The 19,415-nt window shown below is 34.1% G+C and carries 18 protein-coding genes; 8 read left to right on the forward strand and 10 right to left on the reverse strand.

What is annotated here, in order from left to right:
- The first annotated feature begins 37 nt into the window (after positions 1–37).
- Both gldJ and murF read left to right on the forward strand, forming a co-directional pair.
- A complete protein-coding gene (gene gldJ / locus GXW81_RS08870) occupies positions 38–1,651 on the forward strand; it encodes a gliding motility lipoprotein GldJ (protein ID WP_161532030.1) in 1,614 nt (537 codons plus the stop codon).
- A 61-nt stretch (positions 1,652–1,712) separates the two neighbouring features.
- The gene (gene murF / locus GXW81_RS08875) at positions 1,713–2,987 is read left to right on the forward strand and encodes a UDP-N-acetylmuramoyl-tripeptide--D-alanyl-D-alanine ligase (protein WP_161532031.1); all 1,275 of its coding nucleotides are present in this window, start codon (positions 1,713–1,715) and stop codon (positions 2,985–2,987) included.
- On the opposite strand, the gene GXW81_RS08880 is transcribed toward murF, so the two are convergent.
- Positions 2,970–3,581, reverse strand: coding sequence for an NUDIX hydrolase (locus GXW81_RS08880; RefSeq protein WP_161532032.1), 612 nt, complete (start codon positions 3,579–3,581; stop codon positions 2,970–2,972). The two genes, murF and GXW81_RS08880, sit on opposite strands and share 18 nt — an antisense overlap.
- Positions 3,582–3,615: 34 nt before the next feature.
- On the opposite strand from GXW81_RS08880, the gene GXW81_RS08885 reads away from it, so the two are divergent.
- Positions 3,616–4,005 carry a hypothetical protein gene (locus tag GXW81_RS08885; protein ID WP_004919176.1) on the forward strand — a complete coding sequence of 130 codons (390 nt, stop codon included), beginning with the start codon at positions 3,616–3,618 and terminating at the stop codon, positions 4,003–4,005.
- Positions 4,006–4,052: 47 nt separating this feature from the next.
- Here the strand turns inward: GXW81_RS08885 and GXW81_RS08890 are convergent, their stop codons facing one another.
- Complete coding sequence (locus GXW81_RS08890) at positions 4,053–4,646, reverse strand: hypothetical protein (protein ID WP_052911163.1); 594 nt, start codon at positions 4,644–4,646, stop codon at positions 4,053–4,055.
- Positions 4,647–4,664: 18 nt separating this feature from the next.
- Complete coding sequence (locus GXW81_RS08895) at positions 4,665–5,936, reverse strand: hypothetical protein (RefSeq protein ID WP_161532033.1); 1,272 nt, start codon at positions 5,934–5,936, stop codon at positions 4,665–4,667.
- Between the two features lie 141 nt (positions 5,937–6,077).
- Between GXW81_RS08895 and GXW81_RS08900 the strand changes: the two genes are divergently transcribed.
- Positions 6,078–7,199 carry a DNA polymerase III subunit delta' gene (locus tag GXW81_RS08900; RefSeq protein WP_161532034.1) on the forward strand — a complete coding sequence of 374 codons (1,122 nt, stop codon included), beginning with the start codon at positions 6,078–6,080 and terminating at the stop codon, positions 7,197–7,199.
- A gap of 34 nt (positions 7,200–7,233) precedes the next feature.
- On the opposite strand, the gene purN is transcribed toward GXW81_RS08900, so the two are convergent.
- The 3 genes from purN to GXW81_RS08915 form a co-directional block, all read right to left on the reverse strand.
- On the reverse strand, positions 7,234–7,794 hold the full coding sequence (gene purN, locus GXW81_RS08905) for a phosphoribosylglycinamide formyltransferase (protein WP_161532035.1): 561 nt from the start codon (positions 7,792–7,794) through the stop codon (positions 7,234–7,236).
- Between the two features lie 17 nt (positions 7,795–7,811).
- Positions 7,812–8,801: a phosphoribosylformylglycinamidine cyclo-ligase gene (gene purM, locus GXW81_RS08910; protein ID WP_161532036.1), complete on the reverse strand. Its 990-nt coding sequence runs from the start codon at positions 8,799–8,801 to the stop codon at positions 7,812–7,814.
- Positions 8,802–8,935: 134 nt separating this feature from the next.
- Entirely contained in the window at positions 8,936–9,958 is a 1,023-nt protein-coding gene (locus GXW81_RS08915; protein ID WP_161532037.1) for a 3-oxoacyl-ACP synthase III family protein, read from the reverse strand.
- Between the two features lie 154 nt (positions 9,959–10,112).
- Between GXW81_RS08915 and pyrF the strand changes: the two genes are divergently transcribed.
- Together pyrF and GXW81_RS08925 are read left to right on the forward strand one after the other, a co-directional pair.
- Positions 10,113–11,471 carry an orotidine-5'-phosphate decarboxylase gene (gene pyrF, locus GXW81_RS08920; RefSeq protein WP_161532038.1) on the forward strand — a complete coding sequence of 453 codons (1,359 nt, stop codon included), beginning with the start codon at positions 10,113–10,115 and terminating at the stop codon, positions 11,469–11,471.
- Between the two features lie 94 nt (positions 11,472–11,565).
- Positions 11,566–14,367, forward strand: a complete 2,802-nt coding sequence (locus GXW81_RS08925) for a M1 family metallopeptidase (RefSeq protein ID WP_161532039.1) — start codon at positions 11,566–11,568, stop codon at positions 14,365–14,367.
- 17 nt (positions 14,368–14,384) lie between these two features.
- On the opposite strand, the gene GXW81_RS08930 is transcribed toward GXW81_RS08925, so the two are convergent.
- Entirely contained in the window at positions 14,385–14,813 is a 429-nt protein-coding gene (locus tag GXW81_RS08930) for a copper resistance protein NlpE (protein WP_161532040.1), read from the reverse strand.
- Between the two features lie 102 nt (positions 14,814–14,915).
- On the opposite strand from GXW81_RS08930, the gene GXW81_RS08935 reads away from it, so the two are divergent.
- Positions 14,916–15,347, forward strand: a complete 432-nt coding sequence (locus GXW81_RS08935; RefSeq protein WP_004918783.1) for a BT0820 family HAD-type phosphatase — start codon at positions 14,916–14,918, stop codon at positions 15,345–15,347.
- A 23-nt stretch (positions 15,348–15,370) separates the two neighbouring features.
- Complete coding sequence (gene map / locus GXW81_RS08940) at positions 15,371–16,180, forward strand: type I methionyl aminopeptidase (protein WP_161532041.1); 810 nt, start codon at positions 15,371–15,373, stop codon at positions 16,178–16,180.
- A 65-nt stretch (positions 16,181–16,245) separates the two neighbouring features.
- Here the strand turns inward: map and pheA are convergent, their stop codons facing one another.
- The 3 genes from pheA to GXW81_RS08955 are packed head-to-tail and all read right to left on the reverse strand — an operon-like array spanning position 16,246 to position 19,409.
- A complete protein-coding gene (gene pheA, locus GXW81_RS08945) occupies positions 16,246–17,088 on the reverse strand; it encodes a prephenate dehydratase (protein WP_161532042.1) in 843 nt (280 codons plus the stop codon).
- A gap of 17 nt (positions 17,089–17,105) precedes the next feature.
- Positions 17,106–17,924, reverse strand: coding sequence for a universal stress protein (locus tag GXW81_RS08950; protein WP_161532043.1), 819 nt, complete (start codon positions 17,922–17,924; stop codon positions 17,106–17,108).
- Positions 17,925–17,927: 3 nt separating this feature from the next.
- Positions 17,928–19,409 carry a potassium/proton antiporter gene (locus GXW81_RS08955; protein WP_161532044.1) on the reverse strand — a complete coding sequence of 494 codons (1,482 nt, stop codon included), beginning with the start codon at positions 19,407–19,409 and terminating at the stop codon, positions 17,928–17,930.
- Positions 19,410–19,415: the final 6 nt, after the last annotated feature.

A 19,415-nucleotide genomic window follows, 5' to 3' on the forward strand; every position in this document is an offset into this window, starting at 1 on the left:
TCATTATTGTTTAAATAAAAGAAAAATATTATATCGAATGAAAAAACTAAAGTTATTTTCATTATGTGTTTTAGGTTCATCTTTAACCTTAATTAGTTGTGGTAGTGGCAACACCAAAAAAGGTGGAGGTTCAGGTAAAACTACAAGCCTTACAGGCTGGAAGCAGAACGATCAAAAAGGTTGGTTCTTCTCTGGAAAAGAAGAGAAACAGAAAGGACAACCAGGAATGGTGTTCGTACAAGGCGGTACTTTTACTATGGGATTAGTGAAAGATGATGTGATGCACGACTGGAACAACACTCCTAGAAGAATGCAAGTAAGTTCTTTCTTCATTGGCGAAACTGAAGTTACCAATTACGATTACCGTAACTATGTAACTTGGTTAAAGTTTGTTTTCCCTTCTTCTGACCCTAGTTTCAAAGATATTTATAAAGGAGCTCTTCCTGACACTTTAGTTTGGAATAACGAACTATCTAGAAATGATTATTCAGAAACATATTTCCGTTCTCCAGCCTATAACAATTATCCTGTAGTTGGGGTATCTTGGTTACAAGCTAACAGGTATTGTGAATGGTTAACGGACAGAGTTGGAGAAAGAATACTAATGGACCAAGGAGTTATTTCTAAAGATTTATATACCAACGAAAGTAATAACCAAGGTCAATCCTCTTTTACATTAGATAAGTATAAAGCGAACGATCCTGAGATGCAGAGCTACATCAATGAGCAAAGACTTAAACAAAAGTCTGGCATAAAAACAACTAACTCTAGGATTTTAGCTGCCAATAGAGGTAATGGCTCTGCTGTAGTTACCAAATATCGTCTCCCTACTGAAGTAGAATGGGAATTTGCTGCTCTAGGTTTACAAAAAAATAGAGAGTATAATCTTTATACAGGGAAAACTCCAGAAATTGACAAACTAAGAGGCAACAAAGGAAGAAACAGAGGTATATTCCTTGAGAACTTTAAATATGGTCGAGGAGACTATTCGGGAACATCAGGTTGGAATAACGACGGCTCACCTACCACTGCTGATGTAAGACAGTATCCTTCTAACGACTTAGGTATTTATGGTATGTATGGTAATGTAGCTGAATGGACAGCCGATGTTTACAGACCAATTATAGACGATGAAGCTAGTGATTTTAACTATTACAGAGGTAATGTTTATAAGCAAGTAGTTAAAAATAGTGATGGTACTTTCTCTAAAGTTGATGGCAATAATATCAAATATGATACTTTAGCAGATGGTAGAAGAGTCTATAGAGGCTTACCAGGACAATATGAAAGAGAAATTGTTGATGATAAAAGAAACTTCCGTGATGGAGATTTCATGTCTTCTCTAGGTGCTGGAAACGGAAGAGAACTTGACAGTGCTGCATCTAAAGAATTTAATATGTATAACTCTTCTAAGAGAAGATTCTTTGTAGATGCTAAGGGGAAAGTTATCCTAGAGAAAGATAAGAAGTTTAGAACTTCTAATGTATCTAATAGCTCTAGAGTAGTTAAAGGTGGTTCGTGGAAAGACACCGCCTATTGGCTAGACCCAGGACAAAGAAGATACAGAGATGAAGCCAGAGCTTACGGTTGGATAGGCTTCCGAGTGGCACAAGATGCTAAAGATAATATGAACAAAAGAAGTAAAAGATAAACAACTTCCCAAAGTCAAAAAAAACCTTTCTTTATTGGAAAGGTTTTTTTATTTTTGGGCTATGAATGTAGAACAATTTTACCCAATATATTTAAAAAGCAATAAAGTTTCCATTGACAGTAGAACTATTGCTGAAGGTGATTTATTTTTTGCTTTTTCTGGCGAGAATTTCAATGCGGCAACATTAGCAGAAGATGCTATTAGTAAAGGAGCCTTAGCCGTAATAGTAGAACAAAAGGAGTACGAAAATATCGGTAAAAATATTTTTTATGTTCCTTCTACTTTAAAATTTTTACAAGAATTATCTATCTTTCATAGAAATAAACTTAACATTCCTATTATTGCTCTTACAGGAAGTAATGGAAAAACCACTTCTAAAGAGCTCATAGCTGCAGTATTATCTAAGAAATATAAGGTACAATTTACTAAAGGTAATCTTAATAACCATATAGGTGTTCCTCTTACTCTACTTTCTATAAAGCCAGAGCATGAAGTTGCAGTGATAGAAATGGGGGCTAATCATCAAAAAGAAGTCGAACTTTTATGTCAAATAGCTCAGCCCGACTATGGCTATGTTACCAATTTTGGAAAGGCTCACCTTGAAGGCTTTGGAGGTGTAGAAGGTGTTATCAAAGGAAAATCAGAGTTATATGATTATCTTAAAAAAGAAAATAAACAAATCTTAGTTAATGCCAACGATACCATACAGGTGGAAAAAACAAAAGACTACTCTAAAACCATTTGTTTTGGAACACCTCAATCTGATTATGATTTCCAGTTATTCTATGATAATCAAAGGGTAGGACTTATTTTTGGAGGCGAAGAAATGATTTCGCAACTTACAGGGGCTTATAACTTTACCAACATATCAGCAGCTGTAACTCTAGGACTACATTTTGGTATTGACAAAAATCTTATTAAAGAAGCCATACAAGAGTACACTCCTAACAATATGCGTTCTCAAATTATGCAAAAAGGAGATAAAACCTTAGTATTAGACACTTACAATGCTAATCCTAGTAGTATGGCAGTTTCTTTAGAGAATTTTGCTTTGTTTAATGGTAGTAAAACCGTAATCATTGGGGATATGTTAGAACTAGGCGATGCTTCCGAGGAAGAACACAAAACTATTCTTCAAAAAGCACAATCTCTCCATTTTGATGAAATCATTACTGTTGGAAAACATTTCTCTAGTGTGAACACACAAGATACAGCATTTCTTAACACTCAACAACTATCCGAATATCTTAAAAATCAACCCCTAACTACCAAAAATATTCTACTAAAAGGCTCAAGAGGTATTGCTTTAGAAAAAATATTAGACGATATTATTTAATCTAAAATAAAGGTTGATTAATAGCTGTATATTCTTAAATGTTTGAGGATAAATATACTCTTGAATTTCCTTATAAGACTTCCATTCTACTTTGATGATGCCTTCTTCTATCTGTGGAGAAGGCACTTCAGAGCCATTGTATTTCATCGTAAACCAATAAGTTTTCTTGAGTATTCTTTTCTTTTTTTCGGTATAGATGTGATAAGTTTCTTGTAAGAAATCTAGTAACTCTAAGTCTGTAATCCCCGTTTCTTCTTCTACCTCTCTTACAGCCGCTTCTTTTACACCTTCACCTTTCTCTAGCTTACCTTTAGGCAAATCCCACTTCCCTAGTCTATGTATAAATAAAATTTTGTCTTCTGTATTCGTTACCAAACCTCCTGCCGCTTCTACAATATGAAATAAAGATTTAAAACACTTCCATAATTCATCTATATTAGAGGCGTAAACACAAACCTCTCTTGTAGAAGTTTTTTCTAGTAGCTCTATCCCTTCTTCTATATTTTTCTCATCAGTAAATATTATGTTATGCTCCGTACTTTCGGGTTGATTACTGATGATTAATCTTTTTTCATTGATAAAAACTTTATACATTTGCGGAAGTTTAATAATTTAACAAAAATAAGAAATGAATTTAGAAGGAAGAAAAATTATCGTAAATAAATCGGCAAAACAGTTATCTGAAATGCTGAAACGCCCAGAAGATTACAAAGAACTAATGCCTGAGGGACTACAAAAGTTTGAAACCGTAGCTGATGGTTTTAAGTTCGGGCTTAAAGGTATGCCAGAAATTGCTCTTAAAATAGACGAGGTAAAAGAAGGCGAAAAAGTAGTATTAAAGTCTGCTAGTTCTAGCTTAGACTTTGGTCTTACAGGAATGATGAACGCTATCAACGAAAACCAAACAGAAGTTCAGCTTTTGTTTGAAGGAAAATTTAATCCTTTTATCAAAATGATGGTAGAGAAGCCACTTCAAAACTTCATCAATAACTTAACAGATAAGATAGAACAGTTATAATTCTATAATTTAATCCGTTTCAAAACACTAAATTGGGACGGATTTTTTTATTTCCCCATTTCAGGGATTGCCTTAGCACTAAAGTTTCCAGAGTTATTATACAAAACATATTCGGAGAAGTCGTCTTTGGCATTCATTCCTCCAGAAGCCACAAAGGTATTCCCGTCTTTATCGGTAATAAATACGGTATCTTTGGTGTACATTTTATTATTCTTTTTGTCCCAATAAATAGACTGCATTACAAATGTTTGCCCCTCGTTATTGATGACTTTTACATTACCCTTAGCTTCGTAGAAATCTTTTTTTTGTATTATTTTGGCATAGTTTGCCCATAGTTTACCTGGTACTTTAGGCTTCTTTTTATCATAAAATTCTAGGTAAAGCCCTTTCTTAATTTCTACATAAGGCGTGTCTATAAACTCATACTCTTCTAAAAGAGGAGCTTTAAACCTAATTTTTACCGCTCCAGAGTCTCTTTGCACAATATCTGCGTTATAGATAATCCTAGAGGCAAAGTTGGTCGGTTTGTTCTGATTGTACTTGGTAAGGTCTTCCTCACAAGAGGTTAAAACAAAAAATATAGCCCCCATAGATAGGGTAGCTATACTTTTAGTTAATATTTTAGCTATTGTTTGTTTCATTGATAGCCAACTCCAATATTAGTCGTACTGGCGTTTGTTAAACCATTTATCGGCAAAATTAAGCCCTATTTTAAAGTTGATAAATCTTTCAGAGATAAGATTATTACTCAAAGACCCTCTCTTACCTAAATCAATTCCTAAATCAATTCCGTTCATTCTCATTACATTAGAATTTTGGAACGGAAATGTACCTCCAAGGCTAATACCGTATTCGTTGATATTGGTATTATTGATGTTAAGATTGCCTTTCTCATAATAAGCCCCATAACGATAGATAACTCTAGAGAAATAGTTTCTAAAATCGTTATGGTTCGGTAGATACCACCCTCCTACTGCTACACGGTAAGCATCTTTAAATGTAGCAGGAGCTCCCGAAAACTTTACTGCTCCACCTTTGGTATAATCCATTTGAGCTGAAATAAACCACTTAGCATCATGCCCTAGACCAAGCCCTAATGAGGCTCTTTGTGGGATAATATCGTTCTCCTTATAGCTTTCCTTAGAAATCACCGTTTCGTCTACCTTTTCCTTACCATAGTAGTAATAGGTACTGTTAAGGTAAGAAGCATCTATAGTCCCTATATTACCAAAAGTGTAGGTAGCCCCTATCGTCATTTTTTTATCCTTAGGCAATTTCTTTTGATATACAGAGCCTAAGGTAAAGTTCCAGCTTTTTATCTTCCTAGAAGTCTCAAAACCGTTGATGAGTTCTGCTCCAGAGATAGCCACTTCTTCTCTATCTGTAATCTTCCCAAAGTAGAAATTACTTCTTAAACCTAAAGAGAAAGACGACGTAATCTGATAACCTATAGCTGATTGAATGGTATTGAGTGTACCTTCTCCTACAAAAGAATTAGCCTGTGTTACGCTTCCGTCCACTGTGGTTTGAGAAAGAATATCATAACGCTTAGAACTATAAGGCTGATAACCTAAACCAAACTTAACCTTCTCCGAAATTGGAAATGCTATAGAGATGTTAGATAAATAAGAAGAATGCTTAGTAACATCTAGATTGTTATAGTTAGACTTAAGGTACTGGTTATCATTATTCACCTGTATTTTAAAAGCCGTTAAACCAAAGTTAGTATTCGTGGCTGGGTTGCTAAAGTTAAAACTATTATTAAAGTCCCAAACATAGGCCGTAGAAATCCCTGCCATAGCACTTATTTCCGCAGTATTATCATATTTAGTATCTCCTATCCCAAAGGCAGCATAGGGCGAATTACCTATATTCTGTGCAGACAATAATCCTGCAAAAATGATGAACGATGCGTTAATGATTTTCTTCATTATCTATATAAATATCTTAATCAGAACGCAAATATCCTAATTATAAATGAAATGAGAAAATTTAAAAGGCGTTAAAGTTTGTTAAGGCGTTACAGAACCTAAAAAAATTGGAAAATAGAGAGATTTTAGTATCTTTGGAACATGAATTGGGAAGCGGTTATTGGTCAAAATAAAATTAAGCAAACTCTACTAGAAAGCATTGATAATAATAGAGTAAGCCATGCTCAATTATTTTTAGGAGGAAGTGGCTACGGAACTTTAGCTCTAGCTCTAGCTTATGCCCAAGAAATCTTAAAACGAGAAAACGAAAAAGCTGCTACCAAAGTGGAGCATCTTAATCATTTAGATGTTCATTTTAGTTTTCCTGTGTTTAGAGATGATAAGGGGAAATCTGTAAGTAGTTTCTTCTTTGATACTTGGCGAGAGATGATGCTTAAAAACCCTTACTCCGAGCATCACGACTGGATAAACCAACTAAATGCTGAAAACAAACAACTCTATATTTCTGTAGATGAAATTCTAGATAAAAGCGAAAAGTTTAGCCTTAAAAGTTTTGAAGGTGGCACCAAAATACTCATCATTTGGAATGCCGATAAAATGCGTGAAGACGCAGCAAATAAATTCCTTAAATTCCTAGAAGAACCGCCTGAAAAAACTATTATTATTCTTACAGCCAACTCTTCGGAGGTAATGCTCCAGACGATACTTTCTCGTTGCCAAATCATTCAGGTTCCTAGGATTGAAGAGAAAGATTTAGAAGAAGGCATTAGACACCTTACCTCTGACGAAGATAAAATTAAAGAGGTTCTACACCAAGCTCAAGGCAACTATAACACCGCCTTAAAACTCATTACCGCAGAAAATTCTGACGAGGAGTATGAGGATTGTTTTATACAATGGGTAAGATTAGCCTTCCAAGCGAAGAAAAATCCTAAAGTATTAAAGGACCTCATTATTTGGGCTAAAAACATTTCCGAGTGGAATAGAGAGAAACAAAAAAACTTCTTGGAATATTGTACCGAAATGTTTCGCTTGGCAATGTTACAGAATTATGGTGTCCAAAATTTAGTTTATAAAAGACTAATGAAAAACAATTTTAATTGGGAGGCTTTTTCTAACTTTATCCACGGTGCAAATATAGAAGATATCCTTTCTGAGATTTCTGATGCAGATTATCATCTTAGCAGGAATGCCAACGCCAAAATTCTATGGACGGATATGGGAATTAAACTAACAAGGTACATTCATAAAAGTAGTTCTTAAAAACTAAAAAAGGCGTTTTGTAACGCCTTTTTCATTATTTCAATAACATCTCTACTGCTTTTGGTAGGATTTTATATTCTATCTCGTGTACTTTTGCTGCTATACTTTCAGCGGTATCATTAGGAGCTATTTCAACTTTGTCTTGTAAGATAATATCTCCTTCGTCTATTCCAGAGGTTACAAAATGTACCGTAGCCCCCGTTTCTTTTTCTCCTGCTTCTAACACAGCTTCATGAACATTCATTCCCCACATACCTTTACCTCCGAATTTTGGTAATAATGAAGGATGTAAATTAATCATTCTGCCTTGGTATTCTTCAGTTAATGGCGATTTTATGATAGACAGAAAACCTGCTAGAACAACTAAATCAACATCATCAGGAAGTTGCTCTTTTAATTCAGAAGAAAAGTTTTGCCCTCTTTTAATCAGTAAAGTTTCTATTCCGTGGTTACGAGCTCGTTCTAAACCATAGCAATCTCTATCCGCAACTACCATACTTATTTGGGCGTTGCTAATCTCTTTGTTTTCTATTGCTTCTATCAGTCTTTGGAGGTTACTCCCCGAACCAGAAACTAGAACTACAATATTTTTCATATAAAAGAATAATAGGTCTAGTATAGTACAATTTTTTCTGAGTGTTCTTCTATAACTCCTATCTCATAAGCATCTTCAACAAGAGATAATACCTTATCTTTATCCGCTGAATCTACCACAACTACCATACCTACACCCATATTGAATGTGCCGAACATCTCCATTCTTTCCACACCGCCTCTTTTTTCTAATTCTAGCATAATTTCAGGGATTTTTATTCTTGAGGTATCTATTTTAGCACATAATCCATCAGGGATAATTCTAGGAACATTCTCGATAAGTCCTCCGCCTGTAATGTGTGCAATTCCTTTTAAATCTACCTCTTTCATTAGTTTATGAATAGGCTGATAGTATAACCTTGTAGGCTCTAAAAGAGTTTTATAAATAGGCTCTCCATTAAATTCTTCATAAAAATCAGGGAAGACTTTTCTTACTAAAGAAAAACCATTAGAATGGAAACCAGAACTTGGCAAAGCAATAATGGTCTGACCTTTTTCAATTTTAGAACCATCTATAATTTGGTTTTTCTCTACAATCCCCACACAAAAACCTGCCACATCGTAATCGCCTACTTGGTACATACCTGGCATTTCGGCAGTTTCACCACCAATTAACGCACAGTTGTTATCCTTACAAGCCTTTACCATTCCTAAAACTATTTCTGCGGCTACATCTGCATCTAACTTTCCGCAAGCCAAATAGTCTAAAAAGAACAAAGGCTGAGCACCATGACACAAAATATCATTGGCACACATCGCAAAACAATCTATCCCTATAGATGAATACTGTTTAGTATCTAAAGCGATTTTTAGCTTCGTCCCTACTCCATCTGTACCACTTACTAAAACAGGGTTTTTATAATTAGAAATTTCATAAAATGCACCAAAACTCCCTAAATTATTAAGTACATTTTTATTGTGAGTTTCAGCTACGGCAGATTTTATTTTATCTACGGTTTTGTACCCTTCTTCCTTATCTACACCAGCAGATTTGTAAGTATTGCTCATTTTTTACTTTTTATTTTTATTAGTCCACAAATATAATGAAAACCGAGAAATTATTTAGTAATGCACCAAATAAAAAAGGCTTGAAATGTATATCTATTTCAAGCCTTAATTTCAATGTATTAAAAAGTATCTGATTAATATTCAAATAAGACACTTCCCCAAGTGAATCCACTACCAAAAGCTGCAAGGCAAACCAAATCGCCTCTTTTTATTCTTCCTTCTTCTACAGCTTCGCAAAGAGCAATCGGAATAGAAGCCGCCGTTGTATTACCGTATTTCTGTATATTGATAAATACCTTATCTTCAGGCAATTTAAGTAATTGCTGAACATACTGTGCAATTCTAATATTAGCTTGGTGAGGTATCAACATATCTAAATCCTCTACTTTTTTCCCTGCTTTATCCAATGCCTCCAAAATACTTTCTGGGAAACGAGTAACGGCATGTTTAAACACAAAGTTACCATTCATATAAGGATATAGCTCTTGCTTAGTGATTGCCTCTGCATCGTTTAGTAAGCGGTCGCTCCAACCATATTTAGTACCTGGGAATTTCACTGCTAATTCCTCTGCATATTTTCCTTCGGAATGCATATTAACCGCCAAAACATTCCCTGATTCTTCAGAGTTGGCAGCTGATAACACCATTGCTCCTGCCCCATCTCCAAAAATAACTGAAACGCCTCTACCTTCATCAGAAAAATCTAATCCAAAAGAGTGTATTTCTGCACCTACTACTAATATATTTTTGTAAACATTCGCTTTTATAAAAGCATCAGCCACACTCATAGCATAAACAAAACCAGAACATTGGTTTCTAACATCTAATGCTCCTATTGTATTACAACCTAACATTTCTTGCAAAAGCACTCCACAACCAGGGAAATAATAATCAGGCGATAATGTAGCAAAAATGATATAGTCTATATCTTTAGCCTCCAGCCCTGCATTTTTAATGGCTTTTTCCGCAGCCTTAAAACCTAGATAAGCCGTGGTTTCTTCCGCGTCACATCTATTTTTACGATATCTTCTTTCTTTAATCCCCGTTCTCTCCGTTATCCACTCATCACTAGTGGTCATTAGTTTTGACAAATCATCATTAGTTACTACATTATCAGGAACATAATAACCCAATCCTCTTATAACACTTCTTTGCATAGTTCAATTTAAAGCGACAAAAATAATACTTTTGAAAGTAACTCTCAAAATGTTTAATTATTTAGTCTAAATACTAAAATAGATTATAATAAGGCGTTTATTGAAAATTTTTAGGTTTAGGTCTAAAATACTAAATTTGCAAAAACCTAATCTAATGAATCTAAAAAAAGACTTTTTCCTAGAGTGTTACCAACTAGGAATTATTAAATTTGGAAAGTTTACACTAAAAAGTGGTATAGAAAGTCCGTTTTATGTGGATTTGAGACCATTAACTTCCGACCCTAAAATTCTTAAAAAACTAGCTTCTTACCTTCTAAGTCTTACAGATACTAAAGATACAGAGTTGATATGTGGCGTACCTTATGCTGCTCTACCTATGGCAACGGCAATGTCTTTAGAGAGTGAAATACCGCTTATCATTAAAAGGAAAGAAGCTAAAGCCTATGGTACTAAAAAGCTGATAGAAGGAATCTATAAAGAAGGTCAAAAGTGCCTTTTAGTAGAAGATGTGATTACTAGTGGCAAATCTTTACTTGAAACTATCCCTGAAGTTGAAAAAGAAGGGATTAAAGTAACCGATATTGTAGTAGTGCTAGACAGAGAGCAAGGCGGAAAAGAACTGTTAGAAAAGCAAGGCTACCGTGTGCATACACTGTTCGGAATAAGAGAAGTGTGCGAAATGCTTTACCAAGAAAATTTATTGTCGGCAGAGGAAATAACGCAAATAAATCAGTTTTTAGACGGAAATCCTATTCAGTTTCAGGAGAAAAAGAGACTTTCTTATGAGTCTAAAATAGCTCACGCTAAACAGCCTGTTGCCAAAAAATTATTAGAAATAGCCTTAGAAAAACAATCTAACCTTATAGCTTCTGCCGATGTTATTACCACTAAGGAATTACTAGACTTTGCCGACAAGGTAGGACCTAATATCGTAGCTTTAAAAACGCACATTGACATCATCACCGATTTTGATTTTGACAATACCATACTTCCGCTCAAAGATTTAGCACAAAAGCATAATTTCTTATTGATGGAAGACCGAAAATTTGCGGATATTGGAAATACTCAAGAATTACAGTATTCTTATGGAGTGTATCGCATTTCGTCTTGGGCGGATTTAATTACTTCACAAGTGATTGGCGGCGCTTCTTCGTTAGATTATTTCTTAAATTCAGGTGTGATTGCCATTTTAGGAATGTCCTCCGAAGGTACACTTACAGATGCTAATTACCGTGAGAAAGCTATTAAAATTGCACAAACACACCCTAATGTTATAGGTGGGGTTTCTCAAGATGCTTTACCTGAAGAGATGCTTCTTTTCACGCCGGGTATCAATCTTGAAGACAAAGGTGATTCTAAAGGACAACAATACAACACTCCTGAACACGCCTTTAAAAAACTCCATACCGATTTTATAATCGTAGGAAGAGGTATTTACAAATCTGATGATGCAGAACAAGCCTCTCTAAAGTATAAAATAGAGGGTTGGAAGGCTTATCAAGAATCGTTATAATAATCGCAAAGAGCTATTTATAGAAATATCTATGATAGCTCTTTTTTTCTTTTTATATCATCTAAAAATGTATCTTTGGCAACATTTTTAAGTTGTGAGAAAAGCGTTACCATCTACTCTAATATTTTTATTTTTTGTTTTAAGTTGTGCTATAAAAGCTCAACAAGATAGTGTTTGGGTTAAAGTTTCATTTACCGAAAAGAAAGAAAATAGAGTTATTATCAATCAAAAAATCGTTCATTATCAAAACGGAAAATCGGATAACCTCCTTCAGCTTCTAAACTGGATAGCAGCTTATCAACCCAAAAACACCACCCTTGCTAAAAGAATGCTAGAGGCTCGAAAAACTGACCTCTATTTCTCCAAACCAAAAGACAGAGGCTATCTAAAAAGTTTAAGGATCAACGGTGAAAAATACACCAATCTTGACCAAGAAATTATTTCTGTACCATTAGAACATGCTAAAAGTAAAGATAATAAAATAGAACTGAATCTAACCTACGAACTACAACTTCCCCACTCCAAATACACAGGTATAGGCTGGAATTCAGAAAAAGAAAAAGCCTTACTAAAGTATTTCTTTCTAGTTCCTAATACCAGCAATGAGCCAAGATATTTCCAAAATTTAGACGAAAAACAATATATAGGTGTTTTTTGGGACGTACAATTAGATAACCCTCTACTTAAAGTAAGTAGCAATCTGCAAGAAGTTCAGCCAAACCACTTTACAGGAACTCTAAATACAGACCCTGAATTTGTAGTTTCATTAAAAAATAATGAGGAAAAATTCACAATAGTCCACAAAAATACTTTGGTAGAGTTTACCTATCCTATAAGTCAAGAAGAAAAGCAGTCGCTCTATTTTTATGTGCCGCTCCAACTCAATTTCATAGAAGAAAGTCTAGGTAAATTGCCTAAAAAAATACTCATAAGTGAAAGAACTAAAAACGAAAATAACTTTACAGGAATTGATGATTTTAAGCTCGGGAAGTTTAAGCTTAAAATGTTCAGTGATGCTCAAAAAACTGATCTTAATTATTTCTCTATTATTTCAAAAAAGTGTGTAGAACACCTTTTACAAACAGATAATCTCAATGCCCATTGGGTTGAAAACGGACTAAAAACTTATTTAGAAATAAGGTATTTAAAGACTGTTTATAATGATGAAAAACTCTTAGGACAATTACCTGATAAACTCACTCTTTTTAAAATAAGCCCTCTAAAATGGAGTAATGCTTCCAAACTTAAGCTTACAGAGCGGTATGGGATAACTTATCAATACATTACCAGCCAAAATATTGACCAACCTATAGACACACCACTCCAACTGATGAGTAACTTTAATACCACGGCAGTAAGCCAAATGGAAGTAGGAAGTTTGTTCAACTTTATTGCTGAAAAAATGGGTGTAAATCAGTTTAATAACTTTCTAAAAAGATATTTATCTGAACATAACGGAACGGTTATCAATAAAGAAGATTTCTTAAATCAACTCATTATTGAATCCAAATATTCTGCAAATTTTGCAGCTGATTTCATCAGGAAAAAAAATAGGTTAGATTTCAAAATTAAAAAGGTTGAAAAACAGGAAAATGGACTACTCGTTCATATTCACAAAAACACTGAGGAAAAAGTGCCGTTCCAGTTAAAGGTTACAAACTCTGATAACCAAGATAGTCTATATTGGTATGATTCTTCAAACAAAAAGAAAGAAATTTACCACATTCCACAAACCGATGTAGAAAAAATCGTAATAAACGATGACTATCTTCTCCCCGAATATAATGTTAGGAATAACTACCTCTATACCAAAGGAATATTCTATAACATGAAGAAACCAAGGCTAAAATTTTATACCGATATTCCAGACCCAGAATATGAGGAAATTTATATTTCACCTTGGTTAAATTATAATTTTTATGATAAAGTACTTATAGGAGCTCGTATAAGTAACAGTAATCTTTTAGACAAACCTTTCCTTTATTCTGTAATGCCTTACTATAGTACAGGAACTAATAAGCTTACTGGCTCAGCAGGAGTATCCTATAATATTTTACCTCCTAACAGCTTTTTTCAAAATTGGAGAATAGGAGCAAATGCCACCTATTTTCACTATAATAAAGACTTGGCTTTTAGAAGGCTAACAATTTTTTCTAATATCACTTTGCCTAAAGATGCTAGAAGCCAAATAGAGCAAAGATTTGGGGCTTCATTTCAGCATCTTACAAGAGATTTAAGCCCATTGATGCAAGAAATGAACGATTATGATAAGTATAGCCTATTCAATATAAATTATACCTATTCTGATAGAAAAGCTATACATGAAAAACTATTTTCAATCAATTTCCAAGCAGGTGGAGATTTTAGCAAAATTTCAGCAGAAGCTTTTTACAGATGGGAATATCAACAAAATAAAAAACTTAGTTTAAGATTTTTTGGAGGCTATTTTTTACAGAATCAAACAAGAAACTCTTACTTTGATTTTGGAATTTCTTACTTATCTAACTATGCCTTTACCTATAGTATCATTAGACAAACTAACAGCAACTACCTTGCACCTAGACAATTTATAATGGCAGAGGGAGCATTTAAATCTGCCATAAATGATACCGCAAACCAATGGATAAACAGTGTTAATATAGATTTACATTCGTTCCGTTTCTTTAGCGTATACGCAGATGTAGGATTGTATAAAAACAAAAACCAATCTCCACGCTTTATATGGGACACAGGTGCAAGTCTAAAAGTTATTCCTGATTTATTTGAAATCTACTTCCCTATCCAATCATCTTTAGGGTTTGAGCCTTCTTTTAAAGACTACTCTAAAAGGATTAGATTTATGTTTAATTTCAACCTAAATGCAGTAGTAAACCAACTTAGGAGAGGTTGGTTTTAAATGAAACTGTATTAAATTTACTTTTTTATAAGATGATAATCTTCTTTAATATCCTTAGAACCAACCTCTGGAACTAAGAAAAGACCTTTATCAGAAACATAGAATACTTGTTGTTCCTCAGCATCTTCTCCGTCGGTAAGTGTAATAAATTTTTTGGTAACATCCCATGTAAAAGTTCCGTTGTTTTCTAACTTTTCCTTACCCATATAATCTGAAGTCATGTGGTAAGACCAGTCTTTTTGGTTTAAAGTCAAAGTAACCTTAATCCCATCACAATCAGCACAAGGAAATACTCCTTCATAAGTTTCAGGAGCTTCATTTTTATCAGTAACGCTTTCTTGAACTACCTCTGATGAAGTATGATTTACAGAGTTTTTTTCATTTTCTTTTTTATTACAAGATACCAATGCTCCTAAAACCAAAATAGCAATACCAAAATTTTTCATTTTACTTCTAATTTTATTTACGTCCAAAAATAGACTAAAATATTCAAAAAATCTACATTTATAACTATATTTGTAGCTCATTAAGATTTTAATACCTAAGTTATGCTTAACAATAAAAAATTAGCCATAGATTTTGATGGCACTATCGTAGAAGACGCTTACCCAGGAATAGGAAAGCCTAAAGTTTTTGCATTTGAAACCTTAAAAAAACTCCAAATGGAAGGCTATAGACTAATACTATGGACTTACCGTAGTGGAAAAGCTCTAGACGAAGCCGTAGAATTCTGCAGAAAACATGGACTAGAATTTTATGCTATCAACTCAAGTTTTGAAGGAGAAGTTTTTGATAGTGCGACACAAAGTAGAAAGCTTGATGCAGATTTATTTATTGATGATAGAAACCTTGGTGGTTTCCCTGGTTGGGGCGAAGTTTATAATATTATTAAAGATAAAATAGAATTCAGAGTAGAAGGGAAAGAAGTTTTAGCCTATTCTAAACTAAAAAAAGAAAAGAAAAAAGGGCTTTTTTGGTAAAAAGTTCGTAAAAATAATCATTTATGATACAGCTTAAGACGATTGAGGAGCTAAGATTGATGAAGGAGAGTGCCCAATTGGTTTCTAAAACTTTGGGTATGTTGGCAAAGGAAATAAAACCAGGCGTTACCACCAATCATTTAGATACTCTAGCAGCGGAATACATCAAAGACCACGGCGGCGAACCTGCTTTCCTAGGAATGTATGGCTTCCCTAAAAATCTTTGTATTTCGCCAAATTCAGAGGTGGTACACGGTATTCCTAATGATACTCCTCTTAAAGAGGGCGATATACTTTCTGTAGATTGTGGAGTCTATATGAATGGATTTTACGGCGACCACGCTTACTCTTTTGAAGTAGGAGAAGTAGCTCCAGAAACAAAAAAATTATTAAAAGTAACCAAAGAATCTTTATACAAAGGGATAGAACAATGCGTAAGAGGAAAACGCGTTGGTGATATATCTCACGCTATACAAAGCCATTGCGAGGCTCATGGTTATGGTGTGGTGAGAGAACTTGTAGGGCATGGCTTAGGCAGAAAAATGCACGAAGACCCACAAGTACCTAACTACGGCAGAAAAGGAAGTGGAAAGGTATTAAAAGACGGCATTGCTCTAGCTATAGAACCTATGATTAACATGGGAACCCACGAAGTTGTTTTCCATAGTGATGGCTGGACGGTAACTACTAAAGATAACCTTCCTTCAGCACACTTTGAACATAATGTATGTATCATTGGAGGGAAACCTGTTTTACTCTCTACCTTTAAATATATTTATGAAGCTCTCGGTATCAATAGTTTAGAAGAAGAACCTTTTAATATAGATTTTTAAATAAAAAACAAAAAGCGGCTTGATTTTATTGTCAAACCGCTTTTTGTTTTTGTCATCAATTTTTCCTAGCCTTCTAGAAGATACTCGTTATAATCGCCTAGAAATTTAACTTTAACTCCTATAGACTCTAGTTCTTCCAATGCATTTTGATAAAGGATATTTCCCCAATCTCCTACAACATTGATAAAGAAGAAATAATTACCAAGTCCTGTTTTTAGAGTGCGGCTTTCTATTTTAGATAAATTCATCTTACGCCACGCAAATACCGATAAAATCTGATGTAACCCTCCAGCATAGTCCGTTGGTAAAGTAACCAATAAACTGGATTTTTGAGCTAAAGATTGGTAAGGTAGCTCCAACTTACTTCCTCCTTTCTTTGAAACCACCACAAAACGAGTGTGGTTTTGCTCAAAATCTTGTATGTTAGAATGTAATATTTTGAGGTTATAAAGTTTTGCTGCATAAGTATTCGCAACCGCCGCCCAAGGTTTATCTGGATTTTCCGAAACTAGTTTTGCCGCCGCTGCTGTAGAAGTATAATCTGTAGTCAAAACTTCTTTGAATTGCTTTCTTCTAAAATGAAAAGTTTGGGCTAATGCCTGTGGGTGAGAAATAATATTCTCTACCGAAGTATTATTAGGGTGTACCATTAAATGATGAGAAATAGGCATCACTACCTCTGTATTGATAGTAATATCTTTAAAATCGTATAAATAATCCAGAGTTACTGAAACGGTACCCTCTATGGAGTTTTCTAAAGGAACTACAATTTTATCTACTTTACCCTCGTCTAAGGCTATAAAACAGTCTAATATACTGGTTTGAGGTAATAACTCCTCATTCAAAAAAACCTGAGAGGCAGCCAACTGGGTAAAAGAAGCCTGTGGTCCTAGAAATGCTATTTTCATACTATGATTACTCTATTCTAAGGTAATACTACCAATGGAATATCACCTACATATACCAACTCATTAACTAAAAACTTTCTAAATATATGGTCTGTCACAAATCTATTCCCTTTCTGTAATACAAGAATTTCAGTTTCGTTATTATTGATGACTTTTTTTATTCCTTCAGAGGGAACATTAGACTCATATATAGCATAGTCTGCTTGATAATTGTCAGCGTAAAGTTCTACTAATTTCTCCAAATTCCTTTTGTGTTCTTCCACATTTTCTTCTGGCTTCGCTATATAGAAAAAAACAATTTCTGTTTCTTTTTCATTTACAAACTTCAAAAAATGGTTCAATTCTAGAATATTCAGCGGATACTTCTGCTTTACTGCTACAAATATTTTATTTACGGAGAAAGAATCAATTTCCCTTGGAAGCACAACAACACTATTTTTAATTTTATCAATTATATGTACTGCTTTACTTCCCAAAAATATTTTCTTTAAAATACCTGCATTTTTTGTCCCTAAAAGAATCATATTATGATATGGCTCAGTAAGTAACTTTTCTAATATTTCTTGCAAATCTAACTCCGAAGCGAAATAAGAAACCTCTAAAGAAGACGATATAATAGGTTTAGCAAAATCTCTAAGTTTATCAAAGACTTCCGTATTAGAATTTCTAATAATTTTGTTTCTATCCTGTATATCTGCCAATGCTGGTACTAACACACTGTTCTGATGAACTAACACCAGTTTTGCATCAACCTTGCTCCCCCAATCACTAGCATATTTCAGTAAGTTTTCAGAATACTCGGAAAAATCTACTAATACAATAATTCGTTTTTTCATATTCTATCCTGTATTTATTGGGTTACGCAAACATTGTTTTACTTCTTCCAAATCACTATTCTTATTTGCTAAAACAATAAGAGTATCGTTTTCTTTTATAGCGGTAGAACCTCCTGGGCGAAGATACTTCCCTTCCCTCTTTATCATCACTATAAACGCTGGCTTAGGAAAATGTAAATCTACTATTCGTTTTTCTTTAGCATAATAATCTGCCTCTATATTATATTCTTGCAAAAGAGATTTAGGGATGTTTGCCATCTCGCTTTCGTCTTCTTCCACTATATTTTTCTTTTCTTCCTCTGGTAGTGCAACATTAAGCCATTTAGCAAAAATGGAAAGCGTAGTTCCCTGAATAAGAACAGAGGTAACCGATATAAAGAATACAATATTAAAGATAATATGAGCTTTATCTATCCCTGCTAATAAAGGGTAAGTTGCAAATACGATAGGTACTGCTCCCCTAAGCCCTACCCATGATATATAAAGCCTTCTTCTCATTTTCATTTTGAAAAAGGCAAGACTTATAAGCACACTTGCTGGACGAGCTACTAATATTAAAAACAACGATATTACTAAGCCTATACCTATGTAAGGAACTATTTGAGTTGGATAGACCAAAAGCCCCAAAGTAAGGAACAGAACAATTTGCATAAGCCAAGCCAAACCATCGTACATTCCTAGAATAGTATTCTTGTGAATTAAATCTTGATTACCTAAGTACACCGCACATATATAAATAGCCAAGAACCCATTACCATCTATTGCATCTGTTGCAGAGAATACAATAAACATAATAGCTATCACTAAAACTGGATAAAGCCCCTCAAAACCTAGTTTAATATTATTTATAATAAACTTACTTAACTTCCCAAACAAAATCCCCGCAATACCACCTATTATCATTTGTCTAAAAAACAAAGGTATAATAGAAGTTATACTTTGGTCTTGATTGATAACCAAAGTTAAAAAAGCTATTGTGAGTACATACGCCATTGGGTCATTACTCCCACTTTCTAGCTCTAGAGTTGGTCTAAGATTGGTTCTTAATGCTAAATTCTTAGATCTAAGAATAGAAAATACCGCCGCTGCATCTGTAGAAGACACTATCGACCCTAAAAGCATACTTTCATAAATGGTAAAATCTGTAACATACCATACGAATAGACCCAAACATAATGCTGTAAGCAAAACGCCTACCGTAGATAACACCAAACCTTCTTTTATGACTGGTTTTATAGACTTCCAATTGGTATCTAAACCTCCTGAAAATAGTATAAAATTAAGAGAAACTATTCCTATAAATTGAGCTGTTTTAGAATTATCAAAATGGATTCCTCCAAAGCCATCAGACCCTGCCAACATTCCAATAGTCAAAAATAATAACAATGTGGGCACTCCAAATCTATATGATGTTTTTCCAACAACGATACTTACGAAAAGTAATATAGAACCTACAAGTAGTATATTTTCCGTCGCTAAAACCATTTATAC

The organism is Riemerella anatipestifer (genome assembly GCF_009932355.1).
GTDB classification, from domain to species: domain Bacteria; phylum Bacteroidota; class Bacteroidia; order Flavobacteriales; family Weeksellaceae; genus Riemerella; species Riemerella anatipestifer_E.